This window comes from Edwardsiella hoshinae NBRC 105699 = ATCC 33379 (assembly GCF_000474215.1).
Lineage (GTDB): Bacteria > Pseudomonadota > Gammaproteobacteria > Enterobacterales > Enterobacteriaceae > Edwardsiella > Edwardsiella hoshinae.
Genome location: NZ_BAUC01000002.1, coordinates 54,740 through 81,253, shown reverse-complemented (window position 1 = coordinate 81,253; position 26,514 = coordinate 54,740). Strand labels below are relative to the sequence as shown.

25 protein-coding genes are annotated in these 26,514 nt (G+C 59.0%); 9 read left to right on the top strand and 16 right to left on the bottom strand.

Annotated features, from left to right (window positions below; genetic code table 11):
• Positions 1–84 precede the first annotated feature (84 nt).
• Positions 85–888: a DeoR family transcriptional regulator gene (locus tag EHO01S_RS00830; protein ID WP_024522175.1), complete on the bottom strand. Its 804-nt coding sequence runs from the start codon at positions 886–888 to the stop codon at positions 85–87.
• A 337-nt stretch (positions 889–1,225) separates the two neighbouring features.
• On the opposite strand from EHO01S_RS00830, the gene rbsK reads away from it, so the two are divergent.
• From rbsK to ykgO, 5 genes are all read left to right on the top strand, one after another.
• Positions 1,226–2,146 carry a ribokinase gene (gene rbsK / locus EHO01S_RS00825; RefSeq protein WP_024522174.1) on the top strand — a complete coding sequence of 307 codons (921 nt, stop codon included), beginning with the start codon at positions 1,226–1,228 and terminating at the stop codon, positions 2,144–2,146.
• A 28-nt stretch (positions 2,147–2,174) separates the two neighbouring features.
• Positions 2,175–3,503, top strand: a complete 1,329-nt coding sequence (fucP, locus tag EHO01S_RS00820; RefSeq protein WP_024522173.1) for an L-fucose:H+ symporter permease — start codon at positions 2,175–2,177, stop codon at positions 3,501–3,503.
• Positions 3,503–4,516 carry an aldose 1-epimerase family protein gene (locus EHO01S_RS00815; protein ID WP_024522172.1) on the top strand — a complete coding sequence of 338 codons (1,014 nt, stop codon included), beginning with the start codon at positions 3,503–3,505 and terminating at the stop codon, positions 4,514–4,516. The genes fucP and EHO01S_RS00815 overlap by 1 nt, the downstream gene beginning before the upstream one ends.
• A gap of 255 nt (positions 4,517–4,771) precedes the next feature.
• The gene (locus tag EHO01S_RS00805) at positions 4,772–5,035 is read left to right on the top strand and encodes a type B 50S ribosomal protein L31 (protein ID WP_024522171.1); all 264 of its coding nucleotides are present in this window, start codon (positions 4,772–4,774) and stop codon (positions 5,033–5,035) included.
• Positions 5,032–5,157: a type B 50S ribosomal protein L36 gene (ykgO, locus tag EHO01S_RS18035; protein WP_005286868.1), complete on the top strand. Its 126-nt coding sequence runs from the start codon at positions 5,032–5,034 to the stop codon at positions 5,155–5,157. The genes EHO01S_RS00805 and ykgO overlap by 4 nt, the downstream gene beginning before the upstream one ends.
• Positions 5,158–5,350: 193 nt before the next feature.
• Here ykgO and dsdC read toward each other — a convergent pair whose 3' ends face one another.
• On the bottom strand, positions 5,351–6,295 hold the full coding sequence (dsdC, locus tag EHO01S_RS00800; RefSeq protein WP_024522170.1) for a DNA-binding transcriptional regulator DsdC: 945 nt from the start codon (positions 6,293–6,295) through the stop codon (positions 5,351–5,353).
• Positions 6,296–6,527: 232 nt separating this feature from the next.
• Between dsdC and dsdX the strand changes: the two genes are divergently transcribed.
• Both dsdX and dsdA read left to right on the top strand, forming a co-directional pair.
• Positions 6,528–7,865, top strand: a complete 1,338-nt coding sequence (gene dsdX, locus EHO01S_RS00795; protein ID WP_024522169.1) for a D-serine transporter DsdX — start codon at positions 6,528–6,530, stop codon at positions 7,863–7,865.
• Between the two features lie 17 nt (positions 7,866–7,882).
• Positions 7,883–9,211: a D-serine ammonia-lyase gene (gene dsdA, locus EHO01S_RS00790; protein ID WP_024522168.1), complete on the top strand. Its 1,329-nt coding sequence runs from the start codon at positions 7,883–7,885 to the stop codon at positions 9,209–9,211.
• A gap of 382 nt (positions 9,212–9,593) precedes the next feature.
• Here the strand turns inward: dsdA and EHO01S_RS00785 are convergent, their stop codons facing one another.
• From EHO01S_RS00785 to EHO01S_RS00745, 9 genes are all read right to left on the bottom strand, one after another.
• Complete coding sequence (locus EHO01S_RS00785; protein WP_024522167.1) at positions 9,594–10,502, bottom strand: LysR substrate-binding domain-containing protein; 909 nt, start codon at positions 10,500–10,502, stop codon at positions 9,594–9,596.
• A gap of 75 nt (positions 10,503–10,577) precedes the next feature.
• Positions 10,578–11,801, bottom strand: a complete 1,224-nt coding sequence (locus tag EHO01S_RS00780) for a cytosine permease (RefSeq protein WP_024522166.1) — start codon at positions 11,799–11,801, stop codon at positions 10,578–10,580.
• A 24-nt stretch (positions 11,802–11,825) separates the two neighbouring features.
• Positions 11,826–12,215, bottom strand: coding sequence for an allophanate hydrolase-related protein (locus EHO01S_RS00775; protein ID WP_024522165.1), 390 nt, complete (start codon positions 12,213–12,215; stop codon positions 11,826–11,828).
• 18 nt (positions 12,216–12,233) lie between these two features.
• A complete protein-coding gene (locus tag EHO01S_RS00770) occupies positions 12,234–13,193 on the bottom strand; it encodes a carbamate kinase (protein ID WP_024522164.1) in 960 nt (319 codons plus the stop codon).
• Positions 13,190–14,611 carry a YlbE family protein gene (locus EHO01S_RS17310; RefSeq protein ID WP_035370145.1) on the bottom strand — a complete coding sequence of 474 codons (1,422 nt, stop codon included), beginning with the start codon at positions 14,609–14,611 and terminating at the stop codon, positions 13,190–13,192. The genes EHO01S_RS00770 and EHO01S_RS17310 overlap by 4 nt, the downstream gene beginning before the upstream one ends.
• A complete protein-coding gene (gene fdrA / locus EHO01S_RS00760; protein WP_024522163.1) occupies positions 14,608–16,170 on the bottom strand; it encodes an acyl-CoA synthetase FdrA in 1,563 nt (520 codons plus the stop codon). Before fdrA ends, EHO01S_RS17310 begins: the two co-directional genes overlap by 4 nt.
• Before the next feature lie 98 nt (positions 16,171–16,268).
• Positions 16,269–17,126 (bottom strand): oxamate carbamoyltransferase subunit AllH family protein, encoded by an 858-nt coding sequence (locus tag EHO01S_RS00755; RefSeq protein ID WP_024522162.1) that lies wholly within the window; start codon positions 17,124–17,126, stop codon positions 16,269–16,271.
• A gap of 5 nt (positions 17,127–17,131) precedes the next feature.
• A complete protein-coding gene (locus EHO01S_RS00750; protein WP_024522161.1) occupies positions 17,132–17,800 on the bottom strand; it encodes a cysteine hydrolase family protein in 669 nt (222 codons plus the stop codon).
• Positions 17,801–18,181: 381 nt separating this feature from the next.
• Entirely contained in the window at positions 18,182–19,147 is a 966-nt protein-coding gene (locus tag EHO01S_RS00745; RefSeq protein ID WP_232238228.1) for a glycosyltransferase, read from the bottom strand.
• Positions 19,148–19,786: 639 nt separating this feature from the next.
• Here EHO01S_RS00745 and fumC point away from each other — a divergent pair.
• Complete coding sequence (gene fumC, locus EHO01S_RS00735) at positions 19,787–21,187, top strand: class II fumarate hydratase (protein WP_024522158.1); 1,401 nt, start codon at positions 19,787–19,789, stop codon at positions 21,185–21,187.
• Positions 21,188–21,240: 53 nt separating this feature from the next.
• On the opposite strand, the gene nikE is transcribed toward fumC, so the two are convergent.
• The 5 genes from nikE to nikA are packed head-to-tail and all read right to left on the bottom strand — an operon-like array spanning position 21,241 to position 26,171.
• Entirely contained in the window at positions 21,241–22,053 is an 813-nt protein-coding gene (gene nikE / locus EHO01S_RS00730; protein ID WP_024522157.1) for a nickel import ATP-binding protein NikE, read from the bottom strand.
• Positions 22,050–22,814, bottom strand: coding sequence for a nickel import ATP-binding protein NikD (gene nikD, locus EHO01S_RS00725; RefSeq protein WP_024522156.1), 765 nt, complete (start codon positions 22,812–22,814; stop codon positions 22,050–22,052). Before nikD ends, nikE begins: the two co-directional genes overlap by 4 nt.
• Positions 22,814–23,647 carry a nickel ABC transporter permease subunit NikC gene (gene nikC, locus EHO01S_RS00720; RefSeq protein ID WP_024522155.1) on the bottom strand — a complete coding sequence of 278 codons (834 nt, stop codon included), beginning with the start codon at positions 23,645–23,647 and terminating at the stop codon, positions 22,814–22,816. The genes nikD and nikC overlap by 1 nt, the downstream gene beginning before the upstream one ends.
• Positions 23,644–24,588 (bottom strand): nickel ABC transporter permease subunit NikB, encoded by a 945-nt coding sequence (gene nikB, locus EHO01S_RS00715; RefSeq protein WP_024522154.1) that lies wholly within the window; start codon positions 24,586–24,588, stop codon positions 23,644–23,646. Before nikB ends, nikC begins: the two co-directional genes overlap by 4 nt.
• Positions 24,588–26,171: a nickel ABC transporter substrate-binding protein gene (gene nikA / locus EHO01S_RS00710; protein ID WP_115314484.1), complete on the bottom strand. Its 1,584-nt coding sequence runs from the start codon at positions 26,169–26,171 to the stop codon at positions 24,588–24,590. Before nikA ends, nikB begins: the two co-directional genes overlap by 1 nt.
• 70 nt (positions 26,172–26,241) lie before the next feature.
• Here nikA and EHO01S_RS18780 point away from each other — a divergent pair, with 70 nt between their 5' ends.
• Positions 26,242–26,490 carry a hypothetical protein gene (locus EHO01S_RS18780; RefSeq protein WP_148707550.1) on the top strand — a complete coding sequence of 83 codons (249 nt, stop codon included), beginning with the start codon at positions 26,242–26,244 and terminating at the stop codon, positions 26,488–26,490.
• Positions 26,491–26,514: the final 24 nt, after the last annotated feature.

Sequence of the window (26,514 nt, the reverse complement as noted above, 5' to 3'; positions counted from 1 at the left end):
CTGGCGCGGCGTACGGATGCCTTCCGTACGGCGAGAGGCGACACTTTGGCCTGCGGTTCAGGTTCCGCCTGGCATGTGTTCGGGTTATAGCGACTCACTCTCCGCGTCGGAGTCCGGCGTGATGACGCGTATTCCCGCCGCCCGACAGAATGCCGGGTACTCTCCCGCTAGCGGCCTATCGCTGATCAGCAGATCGAAGGCCGCGAGAGGCGCGATGTTGACGGGCGCGACATCGTCGAACAGGCCATGGCGCGCAAGCAGGATCTTGCGGAGGCCATGGGCGATAGCCTTGCGCTTGAGCGCCGCGTCGTCTAGCTCTTGCCAAGTGACACCGTAACGCTCATCGACGCCATTGGCGGAGATGAAGACCTTACGCGGGTTTAAGGTATCCAGCATCGAGGGATTGGCGTGATCATAGAAGGTGTCGTTTCTGGCGCAATAGCGGCCACCGCAGAGGATGGCCGAAGCTTGCGGTTTGTCCCGTAGCGCCAAGAAGACGGCGTGGGAACAGCAGATTCCGGTAAAATGAATATCGTCCGGGATCAGGCTGACGACCAGCGGCATCTCTGGCCCATTATCAAAGAAAACTAAATCGTTGTCGGCGATCAGCCCGGCGGCCAGGATGGCGATGGGGAGATCGTCCGGATGATGTTGTGGCAGCGGGTGCTCGAGGCGGGGAAGGGATGCATGGGGAGGATTGACCGCGACGATATAGCCGCCGAGCAAGGCGAGCGGTAGCGCTTGCGGATGATTATCGGGGCTCAGGTCACGGCGAATGGTCATTACCGAGACCTCTAGCATGCGTGCCGCATCTTTCAGGTGAATGCGATCGGATTTTTGCAGCAGGGCTTGCAGACGACGGATGCGTTCTTTTTGTTTAGTTTCCATGCGTTTTCTCCGTTCCCAATGCAAAATGTTCTTCTGGTAACATTTTGCGATTCAGGAACATGCCATTTATGTGCTTACTATAGCGCCGGCCAATCTGAAAAGAAAGTCAGCGCCAATCGTTTATTGTCCTATTTAATTGTTATTAAATGAATTTAACCGCATTTTCTTACCCGGTGTTCAGCGGGGAAATGGCCTGTCCTCTGACGGATCTCTCATTGTTCGGATTCCATTCTTTTTCGCGTGGCTAATCGCGATCACAGTCACAAATGTTACTTTGGCAACATGCTAATGTTTCTTCAATATCATTGTTGTCTAGACGTTGCTAAGGAGTAAGAGAATGGATATTGCTGTTATTGGTTCTAACATGGTGGATCTCATCACCTATACCAATCAGATGCCGAAAGAGGGGGAAACCCTAGAAGCCCCCGCATTTAAAATCGGCTGTGGCGGCAAGGGGGCGAATCAGGCGGTGGCGGCGGCTAAGCTGAATTCTAAGGTTATGATGCTGACGAAAGTCGGGGATGATATTTTTGCCGATAATACTATTCGCAATCTCGAATCCTGGGGGATCGATACCAGTTACGTGGAGAAGGTACCCTGTACCAGTAGTGGCGTGGCCCCCATTTTCGTCAACGCTAATTCCAGTAATAGTATTCTGATTATTAAGGGTGCGAATAAATTCCTCTCCCCCGAAGATATTGATCGGGCAGCGTCAGATTTGAAGAAATGCCGATTGATCGTGCTGCAATTAGAGGTGCAACTGGAAACCGTCTACCATGCCATCGAGTTTGGTAAAAAACATGGTATTCAGGTATTACTGAATCCGGCTCCGGCGCTGCGTGAATTGGATATGTCTTACGCCTGCAAGTGCGATTTCTTTGTACCCAATGAGACGGAGTTAGAGATCCTTACCGGTCTGCCAGTGGATTCCTATGAGCACACGCGCATCGCGGCCCGGAGCTTAATCGAGAAAGGACTGAATAACATCATCGTTACCCTAGGAGAAAAAGGCGCACTTTGGATGACGCGTGAGCAGGAAGTTCATGTTCCGGCGCTCAAGGTGTGTGCGGTGGATACCAGTGGTGCCGGCGATGCCTTTATTGGCTGCTTTGCTCACTATTACGTCCAGGATGGTGATGTGGAGGCGGCGATGAGAAAGGCAGCCTTATTCGCTGCATTCAGCGTGACAGGGAAAGGAACGCAATCTTCTTATCCCAGTATTGAACAGTTCAATGAGTTTTTGGCGTTGAACGCCTAATATCTCTGTTAATAAGGTAGCATTCATTATGAATAATAAAAGCATCATCCAGATGCCAGATGGCTATCTGAATCGTACCCCGCTGTTTCAATTCATCTTATTATCTTGTCTCTTTCCACTCTGGGGGTGTGCGGCGGCACTCAACGATATTCTGATTACGCAGTTTAAAAGTGTTTTTGCCTTGAGCAACTTTGCCTCGGCATTAGTGCAGAGTGCCTTCTATGGCGGCTATTTTCTGATTGCCATCCCCGCTTCATTGGTGATTAAGAAAAGCAGTTATAAAGTCGCTATAATGATCGGTCTGGCATTATATATAGCCGGTTGCTCGTTGTTTTTCCCCGCCTCACATATGGCGACCTATACGATGTTCTTGGCGGCAATTTTCGCCATCGCCATCGGCTTGAGCTTCCTCGAAACCGCCGCGAATACCTATAGCTCCATGTTGGGGCCTCAGGCGCAGGCTACGTTGCGTTTGAATATCAGCCAGACCTTTTACCCCATCGGTGCGGCGGCCGGGATCCTGTTAGGTAAATACCTGGTATTTTCCGAGGGCGACAGCCTAGAGAAGCAGATGGCGGGTATGAATGCCGAGCAGATCCATGCGTTTAAACTGGCGATGCTCGAAAATACGCTCGAACCGTATAAGTATATGATCATGGTGTTGCTGGTGGTGATGGCGCTGTTTCTGCTGACGCGATTCCCCGCTTGTAAAGTGGCGCAAGCGGCGGGACGTCCGCGCCCTTCGGCGGGAGCGACGCTGCGTTATCTGGCTGCGAATGCTCGGTTCCGCCGCGGTATCGTCGCGCAGTTCCTGTATGTCGGCATGCAGGTCGCTGTCTGGTCCTTCACTATTCGTCTGGCGTTGGAATTGGGCGACATTAATGAGCGCGATGCCTCGACCTTCATGGTCTATAGCTTCGCCTGTTTCTTCATCGGTAAGTTCATTGCCAACATCCTGATGACTCGCTTTAACCCACAAAAGGTGTTGGTGATTTATTCGTTGATCGGTGCCGTGCTGCTGGCCTATGTCGCGTTGGCACCCAGCTTTAGCGCGGTGTACGTCGCGGTTGCGGTGAGCATCCTGTTTGGCCCCTGCTGGGCGACGATCTATGCCGGCACGCTGGATACCGTGGACAATGAGCATACGGAGATGGCGGGGGCGGTCATCGTGATGGCGATCGTCGGGGCGGCGGTGGTGCCGGCGGTGCAGGGGTATGTGGCCGACATGTTCCATTCGTTGCAGCTCTCTTTCCTGGTGTCGATGCTGTGTTTCGTCTATGTCGGCGTCTACTTCTGGCGTGAGAGCCGACTGGGGCAAGGTGCGGTAGCGCAGAATACGTTGCGAGGAGAGGCGTGATGAAAAGCAAAATTCCGTTATGGCGTACCCTGTTCACCGAGCAGCCGCGCACTCTGGTGGAGAATGACGATTTCCGTGTAACGGCACTACGTTATGCCAGTGGCGTCGAAGGATTACGGGTAGAAAATAGCCGTGGGCATCTGCTGATCTTGCCCTGGATGGGGCAGATGATCTGGCAGGCCTGCTTCGACGGACACGATCTGACGATGCGTAATCAGTTTCGCCAACCGAAGCCGGCACAGCAGGTGGTGGAGACTTACGGCTGCTTCGCCTTTCACTCCGGTCTGCTGGCTAATGGCTGCCCGTCGCCACAGGACGATCACCCGCTGCACGGTGAGATGCCCTGCGCGCCGATGGATGAGGCCTGGCTGGAGCTGGATGAGGGTAGCCTGAGCGTCACCGGCAGCTATGAGTATGTGATGGGCTTCGGTCATCACTACCGGGCTCAGCCTACGGTGGTGCTGCATCGAGATAGCGCGTTGTTCGATATTGGCATGCAGGTGACCAACCTCGCGTCGGCGCCGATGCCGTTGCAGTATATGTGTCATATGAACTACGCCTATGTTGCTGGGGCGGAGCTCAGCCAGACGATCCCGGCCGAGGCCTGGACGTTGCGCGAGTCGATCCCGGCTCACGTGGCGCCGACGCCGCAGTGGCAACGCTTTATCGAACAGTTACGCCAGGGTGAGGCGACGCTGAACGTCCTGGATGCCCCGCAGTGTTACGATCCAGAGATCGTCTTCTTCGCCGATCGGTTGGAGCGCTATGGCGAACGCCAAGAGTTCCGCATGCGGGCGGCGGATGGCACCACCTTTGTAACGCGTTTCTCCAGTCATGACTTTAACTATGTGACGCGTTGGATCTTGTACAACGGCGATCAGCAGGTAGCCGCTTTCGCCCTACCGGCGACCTGTCGACCGGAGGGGGCCTTAGCGGCGCGGCGTAATGGCAGTGTGTTGCAGTTGGCGCCGCAGCAGAGTCGTAACTTCTGGCTGACCACGGGGATCGCCTGAGGTCGCCGGGCTAACGGCTCTTCCCGGTGCCCCTGATAGCGGGTGTCGCCGAAGGGGCTGCCCATCCCCCCGCGAGGTCGGGGGGATGGGGCGAGCGGTTAGCGCCTGTGGCCGATGTCCCGCGTGACGCCTTTCCCTTCGATGCCGCTGAGCGCGCGGCGAATCGTGTGCCATATCAGAGCTTGCTAATTCGTAGTAACTTCTATTACACTGCCAAAAAACAGATGTTATAACATAACAAAAGGCGGAGTTAAGATGAAAAAAGGTATCCACCCGGCGTATCGGCCGGTGTTGTTCCACGACATCGCGGCCGACGCATTCTTCCTGCTCGGCTCCACCATCGCCACGCAGCGTAGCTATCGTTGGCATGACGGACGCGACTATCCTTATGTGACTCTGGATGTTTCCAGTGCCTCGCACAGCTTCTATACCGGGAAGCAGAAACAGCTGAGCCAGGATGGGCAGGTCGCCCGCTTTACCCGCCGTTTCGGCGCGTTGACCGGGGGGACGCGTGGATGAAGGTCTTGGCTTCGTTGAAGAGGGCGAAACAACGCCACCCCGATTGCCGCATTGTGCGCCGCCACGGCAAGCTGTATGTCATCTGTAAGAGCAATCCTCGCTTTAAGGCACGCCAAGGCTGAGATGCCTATGTGTGCAGTGGCCCGTCGTTGATGGCGGGCTGATCAGCCTTTGAGGTCACGGTGCATTCCATGCTCGCGCGCCGTGACTGTCCCCCTCGCCAGTGATGCCCTCGCGCCTTGGGGCGCGCATGCTGCCGAATCCCCCGATTAGGCGTTTCTCCTACGCCGTGCAGGGCTGTCGCTGACGACACGCTTAACGCTGTTGGCTGCTGCGCTGTGCCTGTTGTTGTAGCCAAGCGATAAATGCGTCGATCTTTGGCCATTGGCGACCGGGTAGGGTTGTCGCGTAGTAGTGCTGGTGGCACCGTAGCGTCATTTGACCGAAGGGGGCGATGAGCTCGCCGCTGTCGAGCCGCTTCTGTACCAAGCGCATACGCCCCATCGCCACTCCGATGTGGTTCATTGCGGCGATGACCGCCAGATCGGAACGGTCGAAGCCGATGCCGGCCGAAGGCGGCATCGTGACCGCGAAATGTTGTGCCCAGCTATGCCATTCGTCGGTTCCCGAGTCGTTGCTCCATGCCTGACGGTCATGCAGCAGCGTGCAGTGCTGTAGATGCTCCGGCCGTGCTGACAGCTGAAAACGCCGGGCATATTCGGCGCTACAGACAGGCAGGATAGCCTCATCCATCAAGCGATGGTGACTGAGCTGCGCCGAGGGCGCGTCATCGAAATAGATAGCCACATCTACCCCGGACCATTGCAGGTTGACGTTGTCGTTACCAGTGAGAATGGTCAGTGAGATCGACGGGTAGCGCAAGGCAAAGTCCCCCAAGGCAGGCACTAGCCAGCATTGGGCGATAGAGGGGCGCGAGTAGACCGTTAGGCTGCCCGACAGGCGCTGGTTCTTGATATCCAGGATCTCCTGGTTGAGATTACCCAGTGACGATTTTAGCGCCCAAAATACCCGTTTCCCTTCCGAGGTCAGCTCCACTTTGCGATGCGAACGTACAAATAGCGGAATGCCGAGATCGGTTTCCAGTTGCGTGATCTGGTGGCTGATGGCGCTAGGACTGAGCGCCAGCTCCGCCGCCGCCAGGGCGAAAGATTGATGGCGAGCGGCGACTTCAAAGGTGTGCAGCCGGGCCAATTGCCAGCCGTTCAGCGGACGGTTTCTGACTTCACGCAGTGGTTTCATGGGACCTCGGAGCGTAGAGGAAGAATAGAAGGATGAGTGTAAGAAAAATCGTGGCTAAATACAGCCAATTGATGAGATTGATTGATTCAAAATAGCCTTTTGGCGCTTTATTTGATTCTGCTCACGTCTTTGCTTCTGTTTTGCTCACCCTAAGCGTCGATTATATCGTTTGTCAATTCATGTGTTTTTTTTGTTCAATGGCAATGGGTTAATCACAAGGGAAAGGTGAGATATGCACTCACAAGTCTGGGTTGTCAGCACGCTGTTGATCAGTATTGTGCTTATCGTACTAACAATTATAAAAGGTAAACTCCACCCGTTTCTGGCCTTATTGCTGGCCAGTTTTTTCGTCGGCACCATGATGGGCATGGGGCCGTTGGAGATGGTCAACGCCATCGAAAGCGGCATCGGCGGCACATTGGGCTTTCTGGCCGCAGTCATCGGTCTCGGCACCATTCTGGGTAAGATGATGGAGATTTCCGGTGCGGCGGAGCGTATTGGCATCACGCTACAACGCTGCCGCTGGCTTTCCGCCGACGTCATCATGGTGTTGGTCGGGCTTATCTGCGGTATCACGCTGTTTGTTGAGGTTGGTGTGGTATTGCTGATCCCGCTGGCCTTCTCCATCGCGAAGAAGACGCAGGTCTCGCTGCTGAAGTTGGCGATCCCACTGTGTACCGCGTTGATGGCGGTACACTGCGTGGTGCCACCCCATCCGGCGGCGCTGTTCGTGGTGAATAAACTGGGGGCGGACATCGGTACGGTGATTGTCTACGGTCTGTTGGTCGGTCTTATCGCGTCGTTGATCGGAGGCCCACTGTTCCTCAAGGTGTTGGGCACGCGCCTACCCTTTAAAGCGATACCAACCGAATTCGCCGATCTGGAGGTCCGTGATGAGGCGACGTTGCCTTCGTTGCGTGCCACGCTGTTTACCGTATTGCTGCCGATCGTGTTGATGTTGTTGAAGACGCTGGCCGAGTTGAACATGGCGCCGGGCGGCGCGCTGTATACGCTGCTGGAGTTTATCGGCAACCCGATTACCGCCATGTTTATCGCCGTCTTCGTCGCCTACTACATACTGGGTCTGCGCCAGCATATCGGGATGAGTACGCTGTTGTTGCAGACAGAAAAGGGCTTTGGCTCGATTGCCAATATTCTGTTGATCATCGGTGCCGGCGGGGCGTTTAACGCTATCTTAAAGAGCAGCGGGCTGGCGGACAGTCTGGCGCTGATCCTCTCGAACTTACATCTGCATCCGATCCTGCTGGCCTGGTTGGTCGCCCTGATCCTCCATGCGGCAGTCGGTTCGGCGACGGTCGCAATGATGGGCGCTACGGCGATCGTCGCACCGATGCTGCCGCTATACCCGGATGTTAGTCCCGAGATCATCGCCATTGCCATCGGCTCCGGAGCCATCGGTTGCACCATCGTGACCGACTCGCTGTTCTGGCTGGTGAAGCAATATTGCGGCGCCAGCCTAAACGAAACCTTGAAATATTATACCAGCGCGACCTTCCTGGCTTCGTTGATGGCATTGGCGAGCACCTTCTTACTTTCTTTCATAATTTAACAATCACGAGATCTATGATGACAAAGATAGATACCACTTCATTTATCGCGCAGTATCCGCTCGTCGCCGATCTGGTCGCGTTGCAAGAGACTGTCTGGTTTAATCCGGCCACCACCCCCTTGGCGCAAGGGCTGCCCTATGTTGGCCTAACGGCGCAGGATGTACAGGCGGCGCACGATCGCCTGGCTCGCTTCGCCCCTTATCTGGCGCAGGCCTTCCCCGAAACGGCGGCGATGCGCGGTATTATCGAGTCACCGCTGGTGGCAATTCCGGCGATGCAGCGCCGCCTGACGCAGGCCTACGACCAACCCATCGGCGGTCAGTTGTTGCTGAAGCAAGACAGTCATCTGCCTATCTCCGGCTCCATAAAGGCGCGAGGAGGAATCTATGAGGTGTTGGCTCACGCCGAAAAATTGGCGTTGGCGGCGGGTATGTTGACGACGGATCAGGACTATCGCATCTTACTGACACCGGCGTTTAAGCACTTTTTCAGTCAGTACAGCATCGCCGTCGGCTCCACCGGTAATCTGGGCATGTCCATCGGTATCATGAGCGCCAGCTTGGGCTTTAAGGTGACCGTACACATGTCGGCCGATGCGCGGGAGTGGAAGAAGGCTAAGCTGCGCAGCCACGGCGTGACGGTGGTGGAGTATGAAGAGGACTACGGCGTGGCGGTGGAGCAGGGACGCAAGGCGGCGGAGTCCGATGCTAACTGTTTCTTCATTGATGATGAGAACTCGCGCACCCTGTTCCTCGGCTACGCGGTGGCTGGCGAGCGTCTGAAGGCGCAGTTCGCCGCGCAGGGGCGTCACGTCGATGCTGAACATCCGCTGTTTGTCTACCTGCCGTGCGGTGTCGGCGGCGGGCCGGGTGGCGTGGCCTTTGGCCTCAAGTTGGCCTTCGGCGACCATGTCCACTGCTTCTTCGCCGAACCGACCCATTCGCCGTGCATGTTGTTAGGCATCTATACCGGCTTGCACGATGCGATTGCCGTACAAGATCTGGGCATCGATAACCTGACGGCGGCTGATGGACTGGCGGTAGGTCGAGCTTCCGGCTTTGTTGGCCGGGCGATGGAACGCCTACTCGACGGTTGCTATACCCTCGACGATCAGCGCATGTACGACATGTTGGGCTGGCTGGCGCAGGAGGAGGGGATCCGCCTCGAACCGTCGGCGTTAGCTGGCATGGCCGGGCCCGTGCATATCTGTGCCAGCGCCGAGTATCAACGGATGCACGGCTTCGATGCGCGCCAGATGGCACAGGCGACCCATCTGGTTTGGGCGACGGGGGGCGGCATGGTGCCGGAGGCGGAAATGGCGCAATATTTGGCGAAGGGGCGTTAACACGCCGGCGCTCCCGTCTTGTGCGCTATCGGATGGCGTCGCTGGGCGGGGGACTATCTCCACGCTGGCGTTTTATCGCTTGTCGCCAACCCGAGCGAAGGCGCTGCGTTGGGCGCGCTGGTCTCGCCGCGTGTCGCCACTGATCGTCTGGCTTGCCATTGGCGCGTCAGGCGATGGCGCCTACCTCAGGCGTGGGCGTGCCAATGGCGGTCTCGATGCCGGGGGGGACGAGCGCTACGCGGCAGGGGTTGGCGGCGCGCTGATTCCCTGGTTTATCGGCTCTTTGTCTCGGGCGCCTGAATCTGCACCTGAGTTTCCTCTTTTTATTGGTGCTCTATTTAGCGCTGATGGCTTGGGGGCGATACAACTTTCGCCAGCGGGCTTAACTTGCCCCGCTCAGACGGGCGATGATGCTGGGATGTTGTAGATAATCCATACACCAGTTACCCACCTTACCCATGCCATCGGCGCGCGCCGCCAGAAACAGTTTAGTGGCGTGCTTGTGCTCCCGCATCGGTTTTTTCAGGATGCGGCCGCTATTCAGTAACGGCAGCGCCAGATGGTGGGGAATATAGCCGATGCCGACATTCTGTTCGATCAGCGCGATGGCGGTAGTAAAGTCCGGGACGAACAGCGGCTTTTGTCCTTCAAGTAGCCAGGCCTGTAACGGAGGAAAATCGATTGCCGTATCGTGGATACAGACTGCCGTATGGTGGCGTAGCTCGGCGTTCTCCAGCGGATGGCGCGCGGCGGCCAGCGGGTGGTGTGGGCTGACCACGAAATCCCACTCCATTTGCCCACACGCCTCGCTGATGATGCCCTCACTACTGGGCACGGCGTGGGGGGCGCCGATGACCAGATCGGCGCGGCGGCTGTAGAGGGCGTCCCAACAGCCGTTATACACTTCAAGATTGACCGTGAGAGTGGTGGTAGGAAAGTGTTGTTCGAAATCGCGGATAAACGCTACTAGCACGGTATTGGGAATAATATTGTTGACCGCGATAGCGATCCTCCGTTCCACGCCGTCGTGGATCAACACGGTGTTGCGTCGCAACGCCTCCATATCGCCGATGATGGTGCGGCTATGTTCAATAAAGTAACGCCCAGCCGGGGTGAGTTCGATATAGCGCCCTTTACGCAGGAACAGGGGCGCGCCGAGCGCCTCTTCGGTTTTCTTGATGGTATAGCTGATGGCCGACGGCACCTTGTTCAACTGTTCGGCTGCGCTGGTGATGCTCTGATGGCGGGCAACTAACTGAATGATACGTAGGGTTTCGTCGGAAATAAACATAGGGCTTCCCTGTCGGCATAGAGCGGCTGAACCCGGTATGGGGTCAGCCGTGATAGCGCCTAGTATACGCGGGAATTAACGTCGTTGGTTGACGCGACTGAGCAGCGCATAGGCGACACAGGACACTAAAATGGAGTCGAGCGAGGGAATGGTCGTCAGGGTGAAGACCCCCTTCACCGTCAGAAAGCCGACGACGGCGCCGAGGATCCAGGCGGCGAAGGTCAGCAACTTAACGGCCGGCTCCTGGGTAAGCACCGTCTCCAGGTAGCCGTTTTGGCGGTAGAGGAAGAAGTCTGCGATATAGATCCCGGCGACCGGTGGGGTGGCGATGCCGAGAAATAGCAGGAAGGGAATGAACCACGCCATGATATCCAGGCTGCCGAGGAGGGTGGAGAGCACCCCCAGCGCCACCGTGATCTGCCACTTAGGCAGGCTCGGCCATAGGGTGGAGATTACCAGCGTGCCCTGGAACAGGTTGCCGGCGTTCCCCGTGACACAGGCGAAGATCAGCAGCAGGGCGGCGGGTAACATCGCACCGAATACCGCCATCGCACCCAATAATGAGCCTTGGCCGCTTAGCGCGCTCGGTGTCGCACCGGCCCAATACAGCAGCGGGTAGGCGATCAGGAAGGCGATGATGGCGGCGATCAGCGCGTGCTTACGATCGTGAATGAAGCTACCGAAGTCGGGCAGTGTAGCGACCAGTACGATGATGGTGCCGACTACCGTTGAGACCGCTACGCCGGTGTTCATGCTGGCGACGCTATCCGGCACGCTCGTCGTGCTCTGGGTGGCGATATACAGGATATAGCACAGCATCAGCGCGATGATCGGCACCGCGATCTGCGCGACGCGGCCCAGCACGGCGAAACCAAAGGCCGTTGAGGCGACAAAGATCACGCTGCCTGCCGCAACCAACAGCGGTACTGGCAGCGTCAGGCCATGTTGTGCCAGCAGGTCATGCACCGAGTGGCCGAACATATTGGCGGTGACGGTGATCCAGCCGAACAGGCTGATCGCCATCAGTACGTTGATGGCGATGGCGCCCCGCTCGCCGAAGGCATACTTTACGATGCCATAGGTGGGGAGACGCGCCTTCTCGCCGACGCTGATGGTGATCGCCGCCAGGACGGTCAGGATCAGCCCGCCCAGCAACACCACGCTGATGAGGTTGCTGCTGGAGAGTTGATTCCCCAGACTGGAGGAGGAGAGTAACACCGGCGTGACCGCGATACCCAGGAGGATCATCGCGATGTGAAAGCCCGATGCGGTGTTGAGATTCGCTGCTGTTTTACGCATAGCTTGTTCCCTCTAAAAGGCACGTTACACGGTGTGGTAGTGTCCGGTGTATTTGCGCCAGCTGCCCAGGTCGGTGATCTCACGCTGTCCTTCGGTGAGCCAATTCTCCGCCAATACGCCCAATACCTCGCTGCCATCGGCAAGCTTGACCTTACCGATGGCTAACCCGGCCGGTTCGCTCATCAGCAGTGCGGCAAAGCTGGCTAACGGCAGCGCCCAGATCTCCAGTTCGACCTGCGTGCCGCCTTGCGCCACGCGGATCATGCCCGGATGGCGATCGTTAATGCTCCATAGGCGGTAGTGGGCGTCGGTGCGATCCTCACGGACGAAGACGCCGCCCGCCTGTTGCATGTTCTTGTTGAGTTCCAGGCCGCGCATTAGGGTGCCATTAACGGCCAGTAGGGTGGTGGTCATGCTGTTCTCCGATGAAAGTTAGGGGATGATCCACGTACCGTTCTGTTGCGCCAGCGCCGCTTTAATCGCTTGTGGCGTGGTGATCAGGCCGCGGGCGTTATGGCCGCGTTGCTGGCTGGCGTCGATAAAGTTGAGGATCGCCGCGATCTTGGGCTGCATACTGCCGACGCCGAACTGGCCGGCCTGGAGCAATGTCCGCGCTTGGGCGCGATCGAGGCGCTCCAGCCACTGTTGTTGCGGTGTGGCAAAGTTAATCGCCACGCGTTCGACGCCGGTGGGGATCAGCAGGAGGTCGGCGCCGAGCTGGCTGGCGAGTAGGGCGGAGGCGAGATCTTTGTCGACTACCGCCTCGACCCCACGCAACTGCTGTTGCGCGTCGCGCACCACGGGGATACCGCCGCCGCCGCAGGCGATGACGAGGTATCCCTGGCGTACCAATTGGGCGATAGTGTCATGCTCGATGATCGCCAACGGCGCCGGCGAGGGGACGGTACGTCGCCAACCGCGCCCGACATCTTCCATCACGCTCCAGCCAAGCTGCTGTTGTCGCGCTCGCGCACACGCCTCGTCGAGAAAGCCACCGATGGGTTTGCTCGGCTGGTTAAAGGCCTCATCGTGCTCATCAACCAGCGTCTGGGTCACCAGGGTGACGACGGGCTTGGCGATGCCGCGCCGCGCCAGCGCGTTGTGCAGCGCCTTTTGGAACATGTAGCCGATGGCACCCTGGGTGTCGCCGACCGCATAATCCAGCGGGACGGGGGCGATTTCGTCGCTGGCCAACTCGGAACGGCGCAGGATGAAGCCAACCTGGGGACCGTTGCCATGCGTTATCACCAGATCCCAGCCCGCGTCGACCATATCGGTGATGTGCCGTACGCTTTCCATTACGGCGGCATATTGATCGGGAATGCTGTTGTGCTGCTCATCCTGGATCAGGGCGTTACCACCGACGGCGACGACGGCTAACGGTTTACTCATTGGGCTTCTCCTTGGGCGACACGTTGGGCCAGGGCGCGGATCGCCGCGTTAAAGCAGGGCATCGGCGCGGTGGTGATCCCCGCGCCGATCTGACCGATGCCCGCCTGCTTATGAGCAATCCCGGTGTTGATGATGGGCAGGATGCCGCGATCGACCACCTTGCGGGCATCGATGCCGGCGGCGGTGGGGGCGAAGTTGAGCGCCGGCAGGGTGAAGGCAGGGTTATTCCCTAGGGTGATGGCCAGCATGCGTCGACTGTTGTTGGTGGCATCGGTTGGTGTGCCACCGACAAACTTCACGATGGCTGGCGAGGAGGCCATGGCAAAACCGCCGACCCCGGCCGTCTCGGTGATGGCGCTGTCACCCAGATCGGCGGCGGCGTCAGCGACGCCATAGCCAGGGAAGAATAGCCCCTCGACGGCATTGGACGGGGCTTGAAACCACTGGTCGCCGGTGCCGGAGAGGCGGATGCCGAAGTTCACCCCGTTACGTGCCATCACCGTCACCAGCGAGCTGAAAGGCACCCCGGCGGCGGCGTCCATCATCGACTTACAGGCCGCCATCGACAGGTTGAGGAAGAAGTGATCGTTGGCGGTGATAAAGGCGACGCTACTTTGCAACTGAGGTAAAGGTAGGTCGCAGGCCAGCAGGGCGGGCAATAGACGTTTGAGCAACAGCCCGGTGGCGGCGGCGTTGCGGTTATGCACCTCGTCCCCCATGTGCAGCGCCTGTGCCATCAACGGCTTAAGTTCCAGCTCACCCAACTGGTAGATGGCGGCCTTGAGCGCCGGAGCCAGCTGATCGCGCATCCAGCTCAGGCGGGTCAGCACCTGCTGGCTGTTGGCGCCGAAACGCAGCACCTTACCCAGTCCCTCGTTGAAGTTACTGAAAGCTCGCTGGCCGTTGCGCTTATTTTCCACCACCCACAGCGGCATCGACGGGCTGATGATGCCCGCCATTGGCCCGACGGCGTGGTAGTGATGGCAGGGGACGAGGCTGATTTCCCCCGCCGTGATCTGGCGTTCGGCCGCCTGGTGGCTATCGGCCCAGCCTTCGAACAGGATGGCGCCGATGATTGCCCCCTTGACCGGGCCACACATCGCCTGCCAGTCGATCGGCGGGCCGGCGTGCAGAATGCGTTTCTGCTGTGCCAGCGCCGGGATCGCCTCGCGCGCGCTCATGATGTCGATCAATACCGGCTGCGCCTCGAGGTAACGCGTCATGGCGATTTGGTTGGCCTGTTCGACGAGCGGATGCGCCAGCAGGGTGGCGAGATCGAGACCGGTCGCGGCATCGCCCTGAGCGGGCGGTTGCCAATTGAGGGCGATCACCTCGCCGCCGACCTGTTGGATAGTATTGGCAAAGCGTTGTAGTCCGGCATTGACGACCTTTAACGGCTGACTAAATAAGGTGTTCATGCGCTTACTTCCTTTTTCTTCTGAGCTTGAATGTGTGCGACGTAACTGGCCCATTGGGCGGCCTGAGCATTGCAATCGGCGACGAGGATGCCGGCCTGACGTAGCGCCTGGATCTGCTGGCTGCGGCACTGCGGATCGGCCTCGGTGCCGCAGACATGGGCGATCAGCAGCGGGGCGTGCTGCCGGTCGATCTGCGTCAGTTGCTCCAGCAGTGCCTGCGCCGGGGCGTCGGCGGCGCCGTAACCCAGTACCAGGTCGAAGAGCACCACGGCGCAGCTGGGGTCGCGTAATTCCGCCAGCAGGCGTTGGTTGCGCAGCGTCGGATCGATCATCGGATGGGGCTTGCCGCGGGTGAAGTCATCGTCGCCCATGTCGATCAGGGTATGGCCATGACTGCGCCAGATGTCGCTTAGAGGGGCGTTGCCGACGATCGGCGTGTTGGCGTTAGCGATCAGCCCCTGTTGTTGGCAGATGAGTTGCGCTTCGTAACAGAAGGTACCGCCGGCGAAGACGCCGCGTATGGCCAGGCGTTCGGCGCTGAGCCCCTGGCTGGCCTGTCGCAGTGAGGCCATCTGCGCTGCGGATAACGTTGGCGGCGTTGGCGGTAGCGCCTGCGGGTTGAGTAGTGCGACGGCGATATCGGCGGCGCTGGCTAGGGTCGGCGCGGCGGTGACATTCGGGCGCGTGATAGTCTCGGGTGCGGCGCCGAGGAAGTTGACCACCACCGGTTTCGCCGCGGATTGGGCCTGCGCCAGGATGCGTTCGGCGACGGCGCGGGCTGGCGGCTTGGAGATCAATATGATTACCTGGGTCGCGTCATCCGCCGCCAAGGTTTGCAGGCCAAACAGCATGGAGATACCGCCGATCGCCTCATCGAGATCGTGCCCGCCGGTACCCAATGCCTGCGAGATACCGGCGCCGAGCTGATCGAGGCGGCAGCTCACCTCTTGTAACCCGGTCCCGGAGGCGGCGACGAGGCCGATCGCTCCACGGCGCACCACGTTGGCGAAGCCCAGCGGTGTGCCGTTGACGATGGCGGTGCCGCAGTCCGGCCCCATCACCATGCGCTGGCAGGCTTGGGCGCGCAGCTTGATCGCCCGCTCTTGCGCCCGGCTGACGTTATCGCTGAACATCATCACGTTCATGCCAAGGTTTAGCGCCTTCAACGCCTCGGCGGCGGCATAATCGCCGGGCACCGAGATCAGCGCCAGGTTGGCGTCCGGCATCACCTCCTGGGCCATGGCGAGGCTGACCAGCTCCGGCGTCTTGATGCCAGCGCTGCCGCTCTCTTCCGGCTTGCTGTTCAGGCGCTGCTCCGCCAGCAGCAGGGCGTCGGCGCAAGCCTGTGCGTCGCCCTGCACGGCGATGATCAGATCGTTAGGCCCGGCCGGGATGTCATCGCCCAGCCCGGCATCGCGCAGTTGGCCGAGGTTGGTGGGGGTGCCCATCACCACCGAAGCCTGATGAATACCGGGTAGTTGACTGATTTGTGAAGAAATTTGCATCAGGGAGACCGAGTCCTGATACAGATTGTTGAAGACGGTGTAATTCACATTCATTGCGTTATATCCATTTTTTCTGTCGCCCAATCGCTGAATTGGGGCAAAGCGACGCCGCGCAGCAAACGACATGGCTGCGGAGCGCATTCGGCTATCATTCACTGCACGGCGTTAAGCGTTCGCATGCCGTGCAGCAGACCGGCCAGACAATCCACGCCGGAGGTAGCGCCGAAGCGCATGACACGCTCGGCAGCGGCGTGGAGGGCAGCCGGCGCTGTATTCGTGCTCAGCTGACTGAGCAGATGGTAAATCGGTTGTGAGAAATGCCCTTGTAAGGCACGCGTCAGGTAGTGCGCGCTGATGTCGGTAGTCAGGGTTAAATGTGCCTGAATGATGCCGCGTAATCGGTCACGATGGGCCGCCAAGGTCGGGGAGAGTGGCCACCAGCTGAGGGCGGCGAGGTAGCCCAGCAGGTAGTCATCACCATCCGGCGTCAGCCCCTTGCCATAGCCAATCAGACAGGGCACTTGCTGCTCCAGGCGCTCCGGCGTCTCCTGAGGAATAAGCGCGCCTGAGCGCGTCAGTGGCTGCCAGGCGAGAGCGCTGACACAGGCGTGCGCCAGGCCGTATTGCTGTAACTGCGTACACAGTTGCGGGTAGTGCGTGGCAAACTCTGCCACCGTAAGCGGCCGGGCCGCGCTGCGCGTCGTGGGGCGCCAGACGGGCGCATGGCGCAGCTCGACCACGAAACGCTCCGCCAGTAGGCGGCCTGCCGTCAGTTTAACCGGGGCGTGACGGGCGACCATGCGCCGCCAGTCCCAATCTGGCGGCAGGGCGACCCGCAGCGCATCGGGTAAATCGGGGTAGCGCTGGCCGCACAGTAGCGTGAACAGCGCTCCTTGGGCATCGCGCAGATTGAGTGCGTGGGCGAAACTGCTGTGTACCGACAACGACTGCGCGCTACGCTTGGCGGCAAGATAGCCACACGAGAGCGCGGGAAGCAGCGGCGGCCTCATACAACTTAGCCCTGTAACCCGGCGATGATGGCCTTGGCGTCGCTGACCCAGCCGAAGATCGCCCCCTGCGCCTTGATCATCGCCAGGGCGGCAGTCTGGAACTCGGGGAAGTAGGAGCCGACGCAATCGGCCGGGATGATGCATTGATAACCGCGATCGTTGGCTTCGCGTACGCTGGTGTTGACGCACACCTCGGTGGTCACTCCACAGACGATCAGTGTCTTGATGCTATGATTTTGCAGGATCAGTTGCAGATCGGTCTGGTAGAAGGCGCCTTTACCCGGCTTATCGACCACCGGCTCCCCGGCGATAGGGTAGAGCTCTGGGATGATGTCGTGGCCTGGTTCGCCACGTACCAGGATGCGACCCATCGGGCCCGGCTCGCCGATGAAGGTCTTTCCGCCACGGGTGAGCTTGGCGGCGGGGCAGTCGCTCAGATCGGCGCGATGTCCTTCTCGGGTATGGATCACCAACAACTGATGGGCGCGCGCGGCGGCGAGCACCTGCTGACAAGGCGCAATGGCGCTACGCACCAGTGAGACATCATTACCGAGCGCCTCGCCGAACCCACCCGCCTCGACGAAGTCACGCTGCATGTCAATCATCAGCAGAGCGGTGCTCTGGGGGGCGAAGGGCAGGGCGAAGGGCTGAGCCTGGAATACCTGTTGCGTCATGGTACTTCTCCTGTGCGTTGAATTAACTCTCCGTTATCTCTGAGGGCGAGTATTCCCGACAATAGCGTGTTGAGACAGGAAAATAGTTTGCCGGACAGCGGCAAAATTTTTGCAGCTAGCCGCTGATGGCATGCCAGGATGTGAGGCGGGTCATGACTGAACCTCTACCATCAAAATTATCGATGGTGAATGGTTTTTAATTTAAAAAATTAGTTAATAGAGTGTGATGACGCACGTTATTCTTCCTCTGGTACAGAGAGAATGGGGGCAGTAAGTGATGAAATCGTTGCCGGCGTGGTGTTAGTCAGCGGGAAAAGTGTGCGATGTCCTACGTAGGGAGGTGGGGCAACGGTAGGTTGGCTAACCGTCACCCGCGGTGGGTCATTTACGTCTAAATCTAACGACGGTATTGATATAAATAGGTAATAACTTAATTTGTATTTGTTTTGATAGCTTGAAATAGGGTAAGAAAGGTAACAATGCCGCTTTTAGCTTTTGCCACTCATTTTGTTTGATCTTGGTATACCTATTCCGGACAACAGTATATTTGATAAAATTGTATACCCGTTGCATGGTTGGGAAAATGACACTCTTAGCGGCAGGGTTATCCATGGCGATACGTGCTAAGACCTGTGCGACATAGATCAAATCGAGGATATCTTTAGGGCGGAAGGTTTGGGTGATGCTCTTATTATGGAAGCGATACCAAACTAATGATTTATTTAAGCTATAAATACATTTGCTTTGCAAGTAAAGTAATGGGACGGTTGTCATGTCCTCATACAGTCGCCCCAAGGGAAATTGGATATTGTTATCCCGGAATAAACGGGTTTTATAGACGCGCGCCCATGGATACCATTTTGAGCGACAAAATGCTGGCCGTAATTGTGCGATGTGCTCAATTTTGGTTTTACCATCGAAAACAGCACAATCGAGATATTCTGTAATATTTTCAATGGTGGATTCGAACTGATTAGCATTAAATTCAATGATATCGATAGTGTGATCATCGACCAGTTGGGGAATGAATCGCCAAAAATCGGCATGGTAAAAATCATCGGAGTCCAGAAACGCAACATAATCACCCCGCGCGGTTGCTAATCCGGCATTACGCGCGGCAGAGAGCCCTGCATTATCCTGGTCGATCACCTGGATGTTTTTATGGTGGTGCCGAGAAATTAATTTTTTTATTTTATCTAGGCTGTCATCAGTAGAGCCATCATTGATGATGATGACCTCGATATTATCATCAACATAGGGCAGAACAGACATGAGGCAGGCGTCAATATACTCAGAGGCGTTAAAGCAGGGAATAATGATGCTTATTTTTATATGATGATTGTCCACAAAGTAACCTTTTAGCAATACTGCAACAGCGTGCTGATGAGTGTGAGGTGAGTCGTTGTTAGCAATGTGCGGATTGTACAGGGTGTCAATTGATTAAACCAGTCTACTCGCGGGTAGCGTGAGCGCGATGCCAAAGATTAACCCGCTTATCCGCTCTTGGCGTTCCTAGGCTCCCACCATAGCCTGACCATCTCAAGGCACTTGCGGTTGTTTTGCTCGCTATTGACTCGCCCGGAGATGAATTTCAGTACCGTGAATACACCGAGTCGGCCGCGAGTACGACTAGTATTAGTGGTACCGTATGACTATGGTGTGATGACAATAGCGGTGGGCTTGATCCGGCTGAATAAGCGAGTCATTAGGGGATATTGCTTGGATAACTTTAGTCATCATGGCGGCTTATCTACCAAATATCATTGAACTTGATGATGCGTGTACTCTGGTGGTGAAGCGCATTACGTCTCTGGAGAGCGATGGCGTTGGCCGCCAACAGAAGCAAGCTTATGCGACGAGGCGTGTGGTTAAGCGTGTACCGCTTGAAAGCGTAATCGGGAGTGATCGCGGGCGAGGGCGGGAGAACAATGCAGGTGGCGCGTATTCCGACCAATACGCATACGACGCTCAGAGGAGGCGGATGTGATGACAGCGTATCGTAATGAACAGGACGCGATGGGGGTGGTCGCCGTTGCGGCGGATCAATTATGGGGAGCGCAGACGCAACGCTCGCTGGTGCATTTTCGGATCTCTGACGAGAAGATGCCTGGTGCCGTGATCCGTGCCTTGGCGCTGATCAAACGGGCGGCCGCCCAGGTCAATCGAGACCTCGGCCTACTAAGCGTCGAGAAGGCCACGGCGATAAGCCAAGCGGCCGATGAGATACTGGCAGGGCAGCATGCCGAGGCGTTTCCGCTGGTGGTGTGGCAGACCGGATCGGGTACGCAGAGCAACATGAATATGAACGAGGTATTGGCGAACCGGGCCAGCGAGTTGCTGGGCGGAGCGCGGGGGATGGCGCGCCGGGTGCATCCCAATGACGATGTGAATCAGAGCCAGAGTTCTAACGACGTCTTCCCCAGCGCGATGCATATCGCCGCTACCTTGATGCTACGCGAGTCATTGCTTCCTGCATTGCAACAACTGGCAGCGACGCTGCGCGCCAAGTCGCAGGCTTTTGCCGACATCGTGAAGATTGGCCGGACACACCTTCAGGACGCGACGCCGCTGACGCTCGGCCAGGAGATCTCGGGCTGGGTCGCCATGTTGGCGCACAGCCAGCGTCATATCACATCAACTTTGCCGCATCTGGCAGAGTTGGCCTTGGGCGGCACGGCGGTGGGAACCGGCCTTAACACCCATCCCGAGTATGCGCCGCGCGTTGCGGCGGCCTTGGCGGCGATGAGCGGACAGCCTTTCGTCAGCGCGCCTAACAAGTTTGAGGCATTGGCGACTTGCGATGCGTTGGTGCAGGCGCATGGCGCCTTGAAAGGGTTAGCGGCCTCGCTGATGAAGATCGCCAACGATGTCCGTTGGCTGGCGTCTGGCCCGCGTTGCGGTATCGGTGAGCTCCAGATCCCGGAAAACGAACCGGGGAGCTCCATCATGCCGGGGAAGGTGAATCCGACGCAGTGTGAGGCGTTGACCATGCTCTGTTGCCAAGTGATGGGGAACGACGTGGCGATCGCCATGGGGGGCGCCTCGGGTAACTTTGAACTGAATGTCTACCGACCGATGGTGATTTACAACTTCTTGCAATCGGCACGCCTGTTAGCGGATGGTATGGTCAGTTTTGAGCGTCACTGTGCGCGCGGCATCGAGGCGAACCGCGCGCGCATCGCGCACTGGTTGGAGGCTTCGTTAATGTTGGTCACCGCCTTGAGTCCGCACATCGGTTATGACAAGGCCGCGGCGATCGCCGAGAAGGCGCATCGCGAAGGGCTGACCTTGAAGGCGGCCGCGTTGGCGCTGAATTTTCTGACGGAGGACGAGTTTACGCGCTGGGTGCGCCCCGAACGCATGGTCGGTCAGCCGGCGACGCGTTAGGGGACGTCGCGCCGGGGAGAGGGGGCGACGCCCCCTCTCGCTGCTTGGCAGGATCAGCGACACGCTGTCTCTTGCGCGAGCGTGTGGCGGCGCAGGGGAAAGGCGGGGAGCACCGCCTGCTGGAGTGCCCGTCCGGCGGCGGAGGTGAGCGTCAGGCGTTCAGCAACGGTTTGCGTCTCGACGATCCGCCCTTGATCCATCACGAGTACTCGCTGACAGAAGCGTTCGACCAGGCGCAGATCATGGGTGATGAACAGGTAAGCGGTGCCCCGTTGTTGCTGGAGCCGTTTGAGGAGCGCGATGATTTCGGCCTGTAACACCAGATCGAGGCTAGAGACGGCTTCGTCGAGGATCAGGAGTTTGGGGTTGACCACCAACGCCCGCGCCAGGCAAATGCGTTGCAGTTGGCCGCCGCTCAACTGGGGCGGGCGTTGGTCGAGCACGCCCGGGTCCAACTCCACCGCCCGCAGCATCTCGCCGGCCCGCACCCGCTGCTCCGCGGGGGAGAGTGATAACAGATGGCGCATCGGCTCGCGCAGGATCGCCCGTACCGTCTGGCGCGGATCGAGCGCGCCGATCGCATCTTGGAACACCAGTTGGATATCGCGGCGGAACGCCTTTTGCGCCCGGCGATCGAGTCGCTGCAAGGGAGTATCATGCCAGCATACCACCCCGTGTGTTGGCTGCTCCAGCCCGACTAACAGACGCGCCAGCGTGCTCTTACCGCAGCCGCTACGCCCCAGCAGGGCGACACTCTCACCGCTGTGCAGTTGCAACGAGATCGACTGGAGAACCGGTTGTGCTTGGCGTCCCAATGCCGCGCGGCGATAGTGGTGGGAGAGGGTCTGCGTACTGAGTAGGTTCATCCGGCGATCTCCAGGCCATACAGGGCCAAATGTGCGGCGACTAACGCCCGTGTTACGGCGTGGCGTGGCGCGTGGAACACCTGTTCGACCTCGCCTTGCTCCACCACCCGTCCGTCGGCCATCACCGCCACATCGTCCGCCAGGCGGGCGACGACCCCCATATCATGGGTGACCAGCAACATGCCGGGTGCGCGTTGGCGCATGATCGTCGCCAGCAGATCCAGGACGCGCGCCTGCGCTACCATGTCGAGATCGGTGGTCGGCTCGTCGGCGATGAGAAACGGCGCGTCGCTCAGCAGCGCCATGGCGATCATCATCCGTTGCAACATGCCGCCGCTCATCTCAAAGGGATAGCTGTCGAGTACCCGTTGCGGATCATCCAATCCGACCGCCGTCAGGGCGCGTGTCAGCGTGTCGTCGTCTGCCGGTTTCGCCAACGCCAGGCAGGTTTCTCGGGCATGACTGGCCATGGTGTGCAGGGGATTAAAGGCGCTGCGCGGATTTTGCATAATAGTGGCGACATGGCGGCCGCGTAGCACGGCGGGGGCGATGGGCGCGCCGTCCAGCCGGATCTGGCCGGCCCGTTGGTGCACCCCGGCGGGCAAGACGCCCAACGCGGCGGCGCAGGTCAGAGACTTGCCGCTGCCGCTGCGGCCGACCAACGCCAGCACCCGGCCGCGTCGTAGGGTTAGCGAAACCTCATGCACCAGCGGACACGCCGCCTGGAGTGAGATCTGGTGTAAATCGAGTCGTTGCGGCATCAGTGCGTGTGCTCCGTTACCAGATGGGGATCGAGATGGTCACGCAATGCGTCACCCACCAGATTAAAGGCCATCACGCTGAGGAACAACGCCAGGCCGGGCCAAAACATTTGTAGCGGCTGGGTCCAGATGTACTGGCGGGCGTCGTTGATCATCACCCCCCACTCGGCGGTCGGTGCCGCCACGCCGAGGCCGAGGAAGGACATGCCGGCGACGTGTAGCATCATGTGGCCGATGTCCAGCGTCGCTAATACCAGCAGTGAGGGGATCACCGCCCCCGACAGGTGGTCGACGAAGATCCGGAGATGGCTGGCGCCGGAGAGGCGGGCGGCGAGGATGTACTCACGCTGGCGTAGGGAGATGACCAGGCTACGCACCATGCGTGCGTACCAGGCCCAATGCGATAGGGCGATGGCGATGATTACGTTGGTCAGGCCAGTGCCCAGCACCCCGACCATGAAGAAGGAGAGGATCGAGGTCGGAAAGGTCATGAATATGTCGGCGAGGCGCATGCTTGCCTGATCGACGCGTCCGCCGAGTAGCCCGGCGCTGCCGCCGATGAGCAGGCCCAGCGCCAATACCAACAGTAGGCAAGCCAGTACCGAGCCCAGCGAGACGCGTGTCGCGGCCAGCAGGCGCGAGAGGATGTCACGTCCCAGATGATCGGTGCCCAGCCAGTGTTGACCATCCGGCGCACGCAGGCGCGCGGCGAGATCGATGGCATAGGGATCGTGCGGCAGCCAGTCGTGACTGCTGAGCGCGATCAGCGTCAACAGGGCGATGAGCAGCAGGGCCAGACGAACCGAGCCGCGGGCGGAGTGGTAAAAACTCATGCCTGTGCCCCCTCATGCCGGCGAATGCGCGGATCGAGCACGGCGTTCAGTAGGTCGACCGCCAGGTTACAGAGTACAAAGACCACCACCATGATCAGGGTGAAGCACTGGATCACCGGATAGTCGCGGTTGAAGATGGCCGACACGGCATAGCGACCGACACCGGGCCAGGCAAAGATGTTTTCGATGATCATCGTACCGCCGATCAGTTCGCCGATGTGCATGCCGACGGCGGTGACGATGGGCAGCGCGGCATTGCGTAGGATGTGACGCCGCTCGGTCTGGCGGCGATCCAGTCCGCGTAGCCGCGCCCACGTGACGTGGCGCTGGCCGGCGGCCTCTAGCATGCTGGCGCGCAGTAGACGGGCATTAATCGCCAGCGACATGAAGGCGATCGACACGGCAGGGAGGATCAGATGACGCCAGCCGCCGTAGCCCATCGCCGGTAGCCATTGTAGATAGACCGCGAAGAGCATCACCAGCAGGAAGGCCAGCCAGAAGTTCGGCATTGAGACACCGAGGAAGGCGATCAACCGGACGATGAGGTCTGGTAGGCGGTCGCGATGGCGCGCCGCCCAGATCCCCAGCGGAATCGAGATGAGTAGGATCAGCAACAGCGCCGCCCCCGCCAGCAGCAGCGTGGCAGGTAAGAAACTCAGTACGTCATCCAGCACCGGACGTTGGGTGGCATAGGAGAGGCCGAAGTCGAGCTGTAGCGCCCGTCCTAGCCAGTGGGCGTACTGCATCCATAGCGGCTGATCCAACCCGAGCATGGTGCGGGTGGTGGCGACCATCTCAGGCGTTGGTGGCAGATTGGAGAGGCGCAGGTAGTCGAGCGCCGGATCGCCGGTCCCCAGGCGCAGCATCAGGAAGATGAGTAGCGAGGCGGCGAAGATCATCGGGATTAACAGCAGCAGGCGCCGCGCAACGTAACGCCACATTAGGGAGCCTCCGGGGTGATCTGTTCAAAAGGGATCTCCGAGGCGACGGCCGCATACGGGATAGGGCCGAGCGCTGGCTTGGCGACCACCATCGTCGAGACGTAGCTGATGGGCAGATAGACCGCCTGGCGATGCAGGCGAGTTAGGATGTCTCGGTACAGGGTTCGACGCTGTTGCTCATCACTGGTAGTGAGAACCTCGCCGATCAGCCGATCGATCTGCGCCTTATCGGGTAGGCCGCGTTGCGCCTGGAAATCGGCGTGCGACGGTACGCGCATTGAGCTCATGAAGGCGTGCGGGTCGTAGGGAGCGCCCCAGGTGCGGTTGAAAATCATGCCGAAGCGACCGTCACGCTGGCGGGCGAAGATACTGCTCTCTTCCTCCGCGACGAGCGTGATGTCAACGCCGATCTGGCGCATATCCCCTTGAATGATTTCGGCCATCGACTTACTCAGGGCATCGGTGCCGACGAAGGCCAGTTCGATGCGTAACGGCTTGCCCTGTTTTTCACGGATCGTCTTGCCGGCGGGTAGCTGCCAACCTGCTTGTTCTAGCCGCGTACGGGCTTGCTGAGGGTCATAGCGCCGCGGCGTGAGTCCAATGTCGGCATAGGGAACACTGGGGGCGAACAGGGTATCGGCCACCTGTTGGGTGCCGTATAAGGTGTGCGCGATCAGCGCGGGTTTATTGACGGCGTGATTCAGCGCCTCACGTACCGCTAGCTCGTCGGTCGGCGCCTGGGCAGAGTTGAGCGCCAGCACGACCGTCTCGACGGGGGCGGAGAGTTGTGTGCGGTAGCCAGGGGTCTGGCTAAAGCGAGCGAAGGTGTCGAGGGGCAGCAGTCCCTCATTGCCATACAGCAGATCGATTTCACCGGTCTCAACAGCCACGGCGCGCGTGGTGGCGTCGGGGATCACCTTGACGGTGATCTGACGCAAGGCCGGTTTGCGCCCCCAGTAGTGTTCGTTACGCACCAATACATCGTATTGATTGAGCTTGGTGCTTTTCAGAACCCAAGGGCCGGTGCCGATCGGTTGCTGGATGCCGAGATGGCTGCCCTGGGCCTTGAACTGTGAGGGGGCGATGAAACGGAAAGGGCGCGGTAGAGCCAACTCTTGTAAGAAGGGGTAATAGGCGCTTTTGAGGGTGATCTGCAATGTCTGCGGAGCGATCGCCTGAACGTCGACGATCTGATTAGCCAGCTCCAGCCAGGCGTGACGCTGGCGATTCGCCAGCACCGCGTGGAAGTTGGCGGCGGCGGCCTCGGCATTGAATGGCTCGCCGTTGGAGAAGGTCACCCCCGGTCGCAGGACAAAGGTCCAGACTTTGCCATCAGCGGAGTGGTGCCAACGCTCGGCCAGCCAGGGGATTACTGACCCATCCGCCTGATACTTGACCAGCGGCTCATACACCATGCTCTGGGCGAACATCTGATTAGGGGCATACAGGTGTGGGTTCAGCGGCCCGACATTAGTCGGCCAGGCGGTGGTGATTTGCTCTACGGCGGCGTGGGCGAACAGGGTGGCGCAGCTGAGTAGCGCGCAGAGAGTACGGCGTAGTCGAGACAAAACAGTGACCTCCAGTTAGGCGTGAATAATAGGTATGAAGATTTTATGAAATCTTCATACAATTAATGTGTGATGGATCAATGAAATGACAATGTGTAAAAATATGTTGCAGCGTGACTGGCGTGACTGGCGTGACTGGCGTGACTGGCGTGACTGGCGTGACTGGCGTGACTGGGCGCGTTGGCTTTCTTCGCCCTCTCTGGTGGTAAACCGGTGTGGAAGCGGTGATAACGAGGGGAGTGGGTGGGCAGGGAGCGTTGTGCGCTGGCTGTGTCATGGCCGACCTTGGGGAGCGGCATGGCGAGGTTTCCCCCTGTTTTCGATCCTGTGTTAGGATGAACGGGTTTACCGTGACTGA